This window comes from Archangium sp., from assembly GCF_036388035.1.
Lineage (GTDB): Bacteria > Myxococcota > Myxococcia > Myxococcales > Myxococcaceae > Archangium.
In genome coordinates, this window is sequence record NZ_DASVSO010000813.1 from 1 (window position 1) to 10,416 (window position 10,416).

12 protein-coding genes are annotated in these 10,416 nt (G+C 70.4%); 7 read left to right on the forward strand and 5 right to left on the reverse strand.

Features of this window, described 5'->3' with window-relative positions:
• The coding region (locus VF697_RS33520) for a hypothetical protein (protein WP_331101406.1) at nt 1-200 on the forward strand (200 nt) is incomplete at its 5' end.
• A 74-nt stretch (nt 201-274) separates the two neighbouring features.
• On the opposite strand, the gene VF697_RS33525 is transcribed toward VF697_RS33520, so the two are convergent.
• From VF697_RS33525 to atpG, 4 genes are all read right to left on the reverse strand, one after another.
• Complete coding sequence (locus tag VF697_RS33525) at nt 275-679, reverse strand: F0F1 ATP synthase subunit epsilon (RefSeq protein ID WP_331101408.1); 405 nt, start codon at nt 677-679, stop codon at nt 275-277.
• 27 nt (nt 680-706) lie between these two features.
• Nucleotides 707-1,249, reverse strand: coding sequence for a hypothetical protein (locus VF697_RS33530; RefSeq protein ID WP_331101409.1), 543 nt, complete (start codon nt 1,247-1,249; stop codon nt 707-709).
• A gap of 30 nt (nt 1,250-1,279) precedes the next feature.
• Complete coding sequence (gene atpD / locus VF697_RS33535) at nt 1,280-2,725, reverse strand: F0F1 ATP synthase subunit beta (RefSeq protein WP_331101411.1); 1,446 nt, start codon at nt 2,723-2,725, stop codon at nt 1,280-1,282.
• Nucleotides 2,726-2,840: 115 nt separating this feature from the next.
• Nucleotides 2,841-3,752, reverse strand: coding sequence for an ATP synthase F1 subunit gamma (gene atpG / locus VF697_RS33540; RefSeq protein ID WP_331101413.1), 912 nt, complete (start codon nt 3,750-3,752; stop codon nt 2,841-2,843).
• Nucleotides 3,753-3,999: 247 nt separating this feature from the next.
• On the opposite strand from atpG, the gene VF697_RS33545 reads away from it, so the two are divergent.
• From VF697_RS33545 to VF697_RS33560, 4 genes are all read left to right on the forward strand, one after another.
• On the forward strand, nt 4,000-4,422 hold the full coding sequence (locus VF697_RS33545) for a response regulator (protein ID WP_331101415.1): 423 nt from the start codon (nt 4,000-4,002) through the stop codon (nt 4,420-4,422).
• 106 nt (nt 4,423-4,528) lie between these two features.
• The gene (locus tag VF697_RS33550; RefSeq protein WP_331101417.1) at nt 4,529-5,158 is read left to right on the forward strand and encodes a SanA/YdcF family protein; all 630 of its coding nucleotides are present in this window, start codon (nt 4,529-4,531) and stop codon (nt 5,156-5,158) included.
• 105 nt (nt 5,159-5,263) lie between these two features.
• Nucleotides 5,264-5,539: a hypothetical protein gene (locus VF697_RS33555; protein ID WP_331101419.1), complete on the forward strand. Its 276-nt coding sequence runs from the start codon at nt 5,264-5,266 to the stop codon at nt 5,537-5,539.
• A 15-nt stretch (nt 5,540-5,554) separates the two neighbouring features.
• Nucleotides 5,555-6,691: an AI-2E family transporter gene (locus tag VF697_RS33560; protein WP_331101421.1), complete on the forward strand. Its 1,137-nt coding sequence runs from the start codon at nt 5,555-5,557 to the stop codon at nt 6,689-6,691.
• 88 nt (nt 6,692-6,779) lie between these two features.
• Here VF697_RS33560 and VF697_RS33565 read toward each other — a convergent pair whose 3' ends face one another.
• A complete protein-coding gene (locus VF697_RS33565) occupies nt 6,780-8,000 on the reverse strand; it encodes an SMI1/KNR4 family protein (protein WP_331101422.1) in 1,221 nt (406 codons plus the stop codon).
• Nucleotides 8,001-8,178: 178 nt separating this feature from the next.
• Here VF697_RS33565 and VF697_RS33570 point away from each other — a divergent pair, with 178 nt between their 5' ends.
• Nucleotides 8,179-8,712: a hypothetical protein gene (locus VF697_RS33570; RefSeq protein WP_331101424.1), complete on the forward strand. Its 534-nt coding sequence runs from the start codon at nt 8,179-8,181 to the stop codon at nt 8,710-8,712.
• A gap of 181 nt (nt 8,713-8,893) precedes the next feature.
• The coding region (locus VF697_RS33575; protein ID WP_331101425.1) for a CotH kinase family protein at nt 8,894-10,416 on the forward strand (1,523 nt) is incomplete at its 3' end.

Below are 10,416 nucleotides of genomic sequence, written 5' to 3' on the forward strand. Positions count from 1 at the left end.
CTGGGCGTGACGTCAAGTACACGCTGGGTTTTCTGGCCGCGGGCACGCCCGTGGGCGCGGCGCGCGACCTGGCGGACCGGGTGGAGTTCAGGACGGGGGGAGCGGGGGCACTCGGCCAGGGGGGCTCACGCGGGGGAGCCACTCGCGCTGGCGACAACGGACCCGGGGACGGCGCCGGGGAGGACGCTCCACCGGGTTGAAGCGGGGGTGGGGCAAGGCCCTCACCCCGTCCCTCCCCCGAGTGGGAGAGGGGTGTTGCCTCGGGGACGGGACTTCAGCGCAGACCGGCGGCGCTCATGCGCGCCGTCTCGCGGCGCACCGTCGCCTGCTCGATGTCGAAGCGCACGTCATCCGACGACATGCCGCGCAGGCGCTCCGCCGCCTCCTGCATCCGCCGGCGCGCGGCCTCCACGTCGATGCCCGTCACCGCCTCGGCGACGTCGGCGAGCACCAGCACCTTGTCGTTGCTCACCTCGGCGAAGCCGCCGGCCACGAAGTAGTACTCGCGCCGCCCGCCGTCGATGATCGTCAGCGGCCCCGGCTCCATCAGCGACAGGAACGGGGTGTGGCCCGGCCGCACGCCGAACAGGCCCTTGCCACCGGGGACGATCGCCTCGTCCGCCTGCACCGACAGGATGCGCTTCTCGGGGGTCACAATCTCGACCGTCAGCTTGGCCATGGGCTTTCGTGCTCCCTGCGTACCGCTTCAGAAGATCAGCTGGTGGGACTTGCCGCCCACCGTCTCGAACTCGATGCGCCCGGCGTCCGTCAGGCGCGGGCCCTTGCCCGGAACCCCGAGCACGCCCTCCAACCACTTGAGGTGCTGCGCCAGCTGCCGCACCTCGGGAAGCTCCCGCTGGCCCACGAAGTCCAGCAGTCGCTTGTCCTGCACCTGCCCGCCCTGGCGGTCATACTCCACCGCCACCACCGTGTTGGCCCAGGCGGGCACCTTCTTGAACTGCTTGCCGGCCAGCTTCTTCGTCCCCTTGGGCGCCAGCGGGAACATCACCCACACCCGCTGGCCGTCATTGGAGACGAAGTAGAGGTCATCCACTCCGCCCACGCACTGGTCCAGCGTCCAGAAGGGGCCGCTCTCCTTGGACACCTCCAGGGTGCACTGGCCCGGCGCACGCTCCACCAGGCGCACACTGAAGGAGCCGTTGACGCTCACGCGCGGACGGCTGGAGCGCTCCGCGGAGGCCGGGAGCGCCAGCAACAGCACCAGGAAGACGACAACGGAGCGAAGCACGTGCAGCGACCTCCTGGTGCGCGGGGGCGACTAGGCCGCCGCCATCTTGCGGGCCTTCTCCAGCGCCTCGTCGATGCCGCCGACCATGTAGAAGGCCGACTCGGGGATGTCGTCGTGCTTGCCGTCGGCGATCTCCTTGAAGCCCTGGATGGTGTCCTGGAGCTTCACGTACTTGCCGGGCGCGCCGGTGAACACCTGCGCCACGAAGAAGGGCTGGGAGAGGAAGCGCTGAATCTTGCGGGCGCGCGCCACCACCAGCTTGTCGTCCTCGCTCAGCTCGTCCATGCCGAGGATGGCGATGATGTCCTGCAGCTCCTTGTAGCGCTGGAGGATGCCCTGGACGCGGCGAGCCACCGCGTAGTGCTCCGCGCCCACGACGTCCGGCGAGAGGATGCGGCTGGTGGAGTCGAGCGGATCCACGGCCGGGTAGATGCCCAGCTCGGAGATGGCGCGGTTGAGCACCGTGGTCGCGTCCAGGTGGGCGAACGTGGTGGCCGGGGCCGGGTCGGTGAGGTCGTCGGCGGGCACGTAGATGGCCTGCACCGAGGTGACCGAGCCCTTGGTGGTGGAGGTGATGCGCTCCTGAAGACCGCCCATCTCCGTGGCCAGCGTGGGCTGGTAACCCACGGCGCTCGGGATGCGGCCCAGGAGGGCGGACACCTCGGAACCGGCCTGGGTGAAGCGGAAGATGTTGTCGATGAAGAGGAGCACGTCGCGCCCCTCGATGTCGCGGAAGTACTCGGCGATGGTCAGCGCCGTGAGGGCCACGCGGGCGCGGGCACCGGGCGGCTCGTTCATCTGGCCGTACACCAGCACCACCTGGCTCTCCTCCAGGTTGTCGATCTTGATGACCTTGGAGTCCTGCATCTCGTGGTACAGGTCGTTGCCCTCGCGGGTGCGCTCCCCCACGCCGGCGAACACCGAGAAGCCACCGCGCTCCACGGCCACGTTGCGGATGAGCTCCTGCAGGAGCACCGTCTTGCCCACGCCGGCGCCGCCGAACAGGCCGATCTTGCCGCCACGGGTGTAGGGGGCGAGCAGGTCGATGACCTTGATGCCCGTCTCGAACATCTGCACGCGCACGTCCTGCTCGACGAACTGGGGAGGGGCGCGGTGGATGGGCCAGGACTCCTTGGCGGCCACGGGGCCCTTCTCGTCCACCGGATCACCAGTGACGTTGAGGATGCGGCCCAGGGTGGCCTTGCCCACCGGCGCCTGGATGGGGGCGCCCGTGTTCGTCACCGGCTGGCCGCGACCCAGACCCTCGGTGGAGTCCATGGAGATGCAGCGCACGGTGTTCTCGCCCAGGTGCTGCGCCACCTCGAGCGTCAGGTTGTTGGTGGCCGAGCTGATGCTGGGGTTGGTCACCTTGAGGGCGGTGTACACCTCGGGCAGACCACCGGGCGGGAACTCCACGTCGACCACAGGACCGAGAACCTGGGTCACCTTGCCTACCGTCGTAACTTGAGCGCTCATGGAATGTCTTCCGTCCCTCGTCGAAAGTGTGGCCCGGGGGATGGGCGGGCCCCCTGTACAGGTGGGCTCCCCCCGGGGTCAAGCCTCAGGGCCTGTCGGCCAGAAGCGGAACTTCTTACTTCAGCGCCTCGGCGCCGGACACGATCTCCATCAGCTCGTTCGTGATGACGGCCTGGCGCGTGCGGTTGTACGTCAGCGACAGGCTGGCGATCATGTCCGTGGCGTTGCTGGTGGCGTTATCCATAGCGCTCATGCGCGCGCCATGCTCGCTGGCGACGCTCTCCAGGAGGGAGCGGTACAGCTTGATGGACACCGCCTGGGGCACCAGCCGGTCGAGCACGTCCTGGCGACCCGGCTCGTACTTGAAGTCCACCAGCGCCGGGGTGGGCGCCACGTCCGGCGGAGGCATCTGGCCCGCCTGGGCGGCCGTCGCGGTGCCCACCGACAGCGTCTGCAGCGGCAGCAGCTGGGCCAGGGTCACCTTCTGGTTGATGGCGGAAATGAACTCGTTGTAGACGACGTAGACGGCGTCCACCTCGCCCTTGAGGAAGCGGGCACTCAGCTCCTCGGCGACCTGCGAGGCGTGGGGATAGTCCAGCCGCTGGTAGAGCTGGCCGAAGTCCTTGCGCATCTTCTGGCCGCGCTGGCGGAAGAAGTCGTTGCCCTTGCGGCCCACGGTGGAGATCTCCACCTCCAGGCCGCTGTTCTCGTAGACGAAGCGGCTGGCGCGCCGGATGACGTTGGAGTTGAAGCCGCCGGCCAGACCGCGGTCCGACGTGAGCACCACCAGTTCCACCTTGCGCACCGGGCGGGACGTCAGCAGCGGGTGGGCCAGCTCCTCGCCCCCCGAGCGCGTCACCAGGTCGGAGATGATCTGGTCCAGCATCGACGCGTAGGGGCGGGCGGCGATGATGGCGTCCTGCGCCTTGCGCAGCTTCGCGGCGGCCACCATCTTCATCGCCTTGGTGATCTGCCGCGTGTTCTTCACCGAGCGGATGCGCTTGCGAATGTCGCGAAGGGACGCCATGGGGCCACCAACTCCTCTGGAAACGCGGGCTTGCTCGCCCCTCCAGGGAGGGGGGAGAGCCTGGACGCGGCCCCCTATATAGGCGGTATGGCGGCCGGTCAACCGTGGCCTTCCAACAAGTGCGGGGGAGGCCCGGGATCCGGGCCCGGCATCCAGGCGGACACGCTCCCCCCACCCCGGGATGCACACCTGGACGCCGGGTCATAGCCTTCCAGGGCAGGTCCCACCTCGGGGCGGAGGTCCTGACATGTCCCTGTTGCGCGGCCCGGTTCTCATCGTGGAAGACGACCCGGATATCCGCGAGTCGCTGCAGCACTTCCTGGAAATCCACGGACACCTGGTGCGGGCGGCGAGCCACGGCAAGGAGGCCCTGGAGGTGATGGGGCGCTCGCCCCGGCCCGCGGTGGTGGTCCTGGACATGTCCCTGCCAGTGATGGACGGCCACCGACTGCTCACCGCCCGCAGGACGGACGAGGCCCTGCGCGCCATCCCCATCATCATCCTCTCGGCGGGCCTGGCGGGGATGAGCCCGAGGGACCGGGCCCTGTACGCGTCCACCTATGGGGTGGCCGCCTTCCTGGCCAAGCCCGTGGAGCCGATGCGCCTCCTGGAGACGGTGGAGCGGCATGCGGTGAGGGCCGAGGCGCCCACCGCTGGTGTCCCCGTGTGAGCACCAGGCGAGGGAGCACCTTCCCTTCGGGGTCCAAGGGAGGAGAATGGGCCTCCCGGTGGTTGGGCCGGGGACCATGGGGAGAGGCGGCAACAAGGCACGCCAGGTGCGCAGGTGGGTCCTGGCGCTGCTGGCCACGGGGCTGGCGGCGGTGCTGGGCGTGTGGGCCGTCTCCCTCTACGTGGAGAAGCGCTACGAGGATCGGATCCTCCCGCGCACCCAGGCGCCGCGAAAGCCGGTGGCGCTGGTGTACGGGGCGGGCCTGGCGCCCGGAGGGGTGCCCTCGCCCGTGCTGGCCCAGCGGCTGGACGCCGCCATCGCCCTCTACCAGGAGGGGCAGGTGGACGCGCTGCTGCTCAGCGGGGACAACTCGGACCCCTTCCACGACGAGACGCGGGCCATGGCGCGGTACGTGCTGGACCGGGGCGTGCCCGAATCCGACGTGGAGGAGGACGACGCGGGCCTGTCCACCTATGACAGCTCCGTGCGGGCCCACACCGTCTTTGGAGTGCGCGAGGCGGTGCTCGTCACCCAGCGCTTCCACCTGACGCGGGCCCTCTACATCGCCAACTCGGTGGGCATCGACGCCTGGGGCGTGGCCGCGGACGAGGGCCGCCCCCGCACCCGCCGCTACGCCCTGCGCGAGACGCTCTCCCGGGTGCTCGCCCTGGGGATGGTGATGGCGGAGGCCCAGCCGCGCTACCCCTCGGGCCGCACGCTCGCCTCCCCGCGCTGAGCCGCGCCACGGGGCGAGCGGGCAGCCGGGGTTTGTTGCGTGGAATCCAATGGGTTCGCACCGTTGGCTCGGAGCAGCCAACCCGGCGTGCCCGGAGGACACACCATGCGATTCAAGGACCTCGGCAGCGAGGACGTGGGCGAATCGGAATCCCTGCGGAACCGGGACCCCGTCACCGGCCAGGAGCACATCAACTTCACCGACCAGGAGCTGTCCGCGACGCCTCCCCTGGAGGACTCGCCGGACTACCGGGACATCCTCCCGGACCAGATTCATGAGTTCCGGCGGGACGACGAGGAGGAGGGCGAGGAGAAGGAGCTCACCGCCCGGCCCAACGAGCCATTCCGTCCCCTGCCGCCGAACGACCTCCCCGAAGGGTAGGCGAGGCCCCACGCCTTGGCGCCCCTCACGCGACCGCGCTCCCAGGTGACGCCCCGCACGGTGTGGACCGTGGCGTTGAACGTGCTGGCGCTGGTGGCCCTGCTGTGGCTGGTGGCCACCGCGTGGACGGTGCTCTCCTGGGTGCTGGTCGCCCTCTTCCTGGCGCTGGCGGCCTGGCCGCTGGTGCGCGGGTTGGAGCGGGCGCGGCTCCCCCGCGGCGTGGCCGTGCTGGGGGTGTTCCTGCTCGGGCTCGGCCTGCTGGCGGCGCTGGTGATGACGCTGGTGCCCATGCTCATCGAGCAGGGCCAGGCCCTCATCCGGGCGGCGCCGGACTACATCGAGCAGCTGAAGCACCGCCCCTGGGTGGAGAAGCTGGACGAGCGCTACGATCTCATCGAGCAGGTGTCCGCGGAGTTGCGTCGGCGCATCCCCATGGCGCCAGGGCCGGTGCTCGGCGTGGTGACGGACCTCTTGCGCAACCTGGCCGCCGCGATGACCATCGCCGTGCTGACGGCCTTCTTCCTGCTGTTCGGCGGGGACCTGTTCGACAAGTCCCTGCTCTGGGTAGCGCCCTCGCGCCGCGAGCACTGGCGGACGCTGGGGCACCAGATGCACCGCACGGTGGGCGGCTACGTGGCCGGGGCGTTCCTCATCTCGTTCATCGGTGGGGTGGTGACGGCGCTATCGACGTGGCTGCTGGGCGTGCCCTACTTCCTGGCCCTGGGACTCGCCATGGCGGTTCTGGGGCTCATTCCATTCGTGGGCTCGTTCCTGGGTGCCCTCCTGGTGGCGGGGACGACCTGGGCCTCGGTGGGGACGAAGGCGGGCCTCATCGCGCTGGGGGTGTTCCTCGTCTACCAGCAGATCGAGGGCAACCTGCTCCAGCCCCTCATCCAGCGCCGGACACTGAATATGAACCCGCTGCTCATCGCCCTGGTGATGCTGTTGGGCACGGCGCTGGCGGGGCTCATCGGCGCGCTGCTGGCGCTCCCCATCGCGGGGGCGGTGCAGGTGCTGGTGGAAGACCGGATGGCGCGACTGCACGAGCGGTGGAGCACGGACACGGACGGGGCGACGCGCGTCATCCTGGCCCCCGAGGACGCGACGCCTCGGGAGAAGCCCCCCGCCGACCCCCCGCTGTTACAGCACTGAGCCTCCGCCCCCGGGCGGCGACGGGGGAGGAGACTCCGAGGATTCGGGCCCGACCCCCTCCCGGAGAAGAGGGTCGGAGAGCCACGGCTCAGCGACGGCCGCGCGCGGGAGCCTTCTTCGCACCCGCCGCCTTCTTCGCCGGAGCCTTCTTCGCGGCCGCCTTCTGGGCCGGAGCAGCCGTCTTCTTCGCGGCCGCCTTCTGGGCCGGGGCAGCCGTCTTCTTCATCGGCGCGGGCGCCGGAGTCTTCGCGGGGGTGGCGGCGCCACGGGTCGGGGTCTTCGTGGCGGTCGCGCCACCCCGATCCGAAGTGCCCGCAACGGTCCTCGCCACGGCGGCGGCGGTATTCGCCACGGCGGCGGTGGTATTCGCCACGGAGGCAGCCGTCTTCGCCGCGCTCTCCACCACGGAAGCGGCCTTCTTCACCGCGCTCCTGGCCCCATCGGCGGTCTTCTGCGCCACCCCTTGAGGACGCACGGGCTCGGCCTGCTCCTGGGTGGCCGGCTTCCGGAGCTGCTCCACACGGCGCGCGGCGGCGGCGATCACGGGCTGCCGCAGCTGTTTCGCGGTGGCTCTGGATGCCTCCGTGTCCTCTTCCTTCTCCTCGGGCTCCTCTTCCTCGCCCTCGTCCTCCTCGCTCTCTTCCTCTTCCTCCCCAGCCTCCTCCTCCTCGCCCTCGTCGGCCTCTTCCTCCTCCTCGCCCTCGTCCTCCTCGGCCTCGTCCTCTGCCTCCTCGGCCGCGGCTTTCGGGGTCTCGCCCTCCTCGTACTCCACCGAGAGGTCGGTCAGCGCGCCCTGCACCGCCGAGAGGGCCCGGGCGAAGGTCCTGTCACCGAACTCCTCCACCTCGGCGGGGGGCACTAGCACCTCGAGCATGCTCTGCAGCGAGCGGTACAGCCGCAGCTCGCGCGCCTCCGTCTCCCAGGTGCCGTAGATCCAATCATCGTCCGAGAGCGACTCCGCCCAGCCTGGCAGGGGGCTGTCGGCCTGCTCCACCATCGCGGACTTGCGCGCGGCGAAGAGCTGGCGGTGCGGGCCCTTCACCCCGATGCGCCAGACGCCAGCGGCCGGGAGGCTCTCCAGCTTCAGCCGCGTCTTCTCCAGCACGCTGGGCGCGCCCTCGGGGCCATGCAGCGGGAAGAGGGACACGTCCCCCAGGAAGTCACCGCCGTCGGACGTCCGGTACAACGCGCCGAGCTCCTCGGGGAAGGGCACCCCGCACTCGGTCTCCGCTCGCCGGATGTCCTCGGTGCCCACTCCGGCCACCATCCGCTTCGCCGACTTCTGAAGTCCCTCCAGCCACTCGTGCATGTCCCCTCCCGTCGAAGGGCCCCAACTTACGGCGCCTGGGGCCTGCTGCGCAGTGCGCCTCATCGGATATTGTGCACGGCACCGGCTCCCGCGGGCATTCTTTCGCACCCGGAAGCCGCCCGTCCCGTGTTGTGTCAACCCACGGGCCTCCCCCGCTACCTCTCCTTTCGGAGCCCTCATGCGATTCCTGAACGCCCTCCTCCCCCTCTTCCTGATCCTGACCGCCTGCGGTCCCAGCCACGAAGGCACCGTCACCTACCGGGTGTCTCTCAAGCCCGGAGACGTGACGGTCTCCACCATCACCGAGGACGTCCGCGTGGACCCCGAGGACGCCCAGTGGAAGGCCTTCCTGTCCCAGGCCCGGGCAACCCTGGAGCAGGCCCCCACCCACTTCGAGGTGACGGACGTGCGCGTCCAACTCGACGTCACGAAGTCGAAGAACGTGAGCACGCTGCAGGACGTCGTCACCGGTGACGTGACGCTCTTCCTGCGCTCCGACGAAACCGGCCCCCAGGTGGAGATCGCCGAGGTGGAGGACCCCACGGGCAGCGCCCAGGTGTCCATGGATACGACTGGCGCCTCCCTGGAGACGCTGGAGGCGAACCTGGCCCGGGGCGACTTCCGCCTCGGGGTGCGCGCCAACACCCCCAAGACGTCCGGCAGTGACTTCGAGGCCACCCTCACCTTCACCCTGGACGTCACCGCCCGCTAGACGTCCGCGCGCCTCCGCGGTGCCCACGGTGGGGCCGTGGGTGCCCCGAGTGGGAACGCGCCTTCCCACCGTGGGCCGCGGTCCGTCCCGAGGGGGGGCCGTGGGACGAAGGAGGCATCCGCCAGCGAACACCCAGGGGGCACGCCCGCTGCACACGACCCCCGCCACGACTGGAGGTGGCATGGGGCGAGGGGCCTGGGTGATGGCGTTGGGACTGGCGGGAGTGCTGGCCTGTGCGGGCCCAGAAGACGCCCTGGTCGACGCCCCCGGCTCCCCGACCCAGCAGCAGCCCTTCCCGGAGACCAGCACCCACGCCCAGGATGGCGGGACACCCGGGCCGAGGACTCCCGACGCGGGGAGCGGCGCGTCCGACGCGGGAACGCCGCCGCCCCCGGACGCGGGGGGCTTCCCTCCGGTGCAGACGCGGGTCCCCACCTACACCCTGCACGTGACCCCGGAGGCCCTGGCGGCGCTGGACGCGAATCCGGAGTCGGACGAGCAGGTGCCCGTGGTGGTGGAGCTGGACGGGGTGCGCGCCCCGGGGCTCATGCGCTACCGCGGCGCGAGCACCCGCACGCTGCCGCAGAAGAGCTTCAAGATCAAACTCGACCCCGGCTACGAGCTGGAGGACCGCGACCACTTCGAGCTGCTCGCCTCCTGGTCCGACGGCGGCAAGCTGACGGAGAAGTTCGCGGTGGACCTGTACGCGGCGCTGGGGCTGCCCGTGCCGAGGGCCCGCTACGCCCAGGTGAGCCTCAACGGCCAGCCCAACGGGCTCTACCTGGACGTCGAGCACGTGGGGAAGGACTTCCTCAAGCACCACGGCATGGAGCGCAAGGCGTCCATCTACCGGTGCGGCGGTCGCAACTGCGAGCTGACGCTCCAGCCCGGCTCCTACCAGGACGACTTCGAGAAGAAGACGAACGAGGACACCGGCTGGGAGGACCTGGCGGCGCTCCTGGCCGTGGTGAACCGGAGCGACGACTCGGAGCTGGAGGCGTGGCTGGCCGCGCACGTGGACCTGGAGGCCTACCTGGGCAACCTGGCGGCCGACGCGCTCATCTCCAACAACGTCATCGAGGACTCCCGCAGCTACTGGGTCCACGAGCCCCAGCGGGACGTGTGGACGTATGTGCCCTGGGACCTGAACAACGCGCGGATGCTGTACTGGCGCACGTGGGAGGCGGACCTGCCGCCCTACACGAAGCACGAGCCGCGGCTCTTCTCCCTCTATGACCCGACGGTGCAGAGCACGTGGCAGCAGCGGGTGGCGCAGAAGACGAGCCAGCGGCCCACGTGGAGCGTGCTCAACACGCGCCTCTGGGACCGACCGGCGCTGCGCGAGCGGCTGCTCGCGAAGCTGGAGGCGGCGATGGCGGGGCCCTTCACCGAAGAGCAAGCCGGAGCGCACATCGACGCGCTGTGGCGGGTGGTGGGGCCGGAGCTGGAGAAGGACCCCTACGTCTCGCGGGAGCACGTCTCGCGGGCGCGGAGCTTCCTCAAGGACTACGTCCGCGGGCGGCGGACGTACCTGCGGAAGCTGCTGGCCACGCTGCGAGCGCACGGCTCGGGCCCGCTGGTCCTCCGCGAGGTGTCCGCGGGGAGCCGGGGGTATATCGAGGTCCTCAACCGTGGCACCCAGCCGCTCAACCTCCAGGGCTACGGCGTGACGAACGACCTGCGCGAGCCCTCGAAGTACCGGCT

What these genes read in the sequence shown, in the direction of transcription:
- VF697_RS33525 (WP_331101408.1), bottom strand. Translation starts at nt 679, where the DNA reads ATGGCCAAGCTGACGGTCGAGATTGTGACCCCCGAGAAGCGCATCCTG.
- atpD (WP_331101411.1), bottom strand. Translation starts at nt 2,725, where the DNA reads ATGAGCGCTCAAGTTACGACGGTAGGCAAGGTGACCCAGGTTCTCGGT.
- atpG (WP_331101413.1), bottom strand. Translation starts at nt 3,752, where the DNA reads ATGGCGTCCCTTCGCGACATTCGCAAGCGCATCCGCTCGGTGAAGAAC.
- VF697_RS33545 (WP_331101415.1), top strand. Translation starts at nt 4,000, where the DNA reads ATGTCCCTGTTGCGCGGCCCGGTTCTCATCGTGGAAGACGACCCGGAT.
- VF697_RS33555 (WP_331101419.1), top strand. Translation starts at nt 5,264, where the DNA reads ATGCGATTCAAGGACCTCGGCAGCGAGGACGTGGGCGAATCGGAATCC.
- VF697_RS33565 (WP_331101422.1), bottom strand. Translation starts at nt 8,000, where the DNA reads ATGCACGAGTGGCTGGAGGGACTTCAGAAGTCGGCGAAGCGGATGGTG.
- VF697_RS33570 (WP_331101424.1), top strand. Translation starts at nt 8,179, where the DNA reads ATGCGATTCCTGAACGCCCTCCTCCCCCTCTTCCTGATCCTGACCGCC.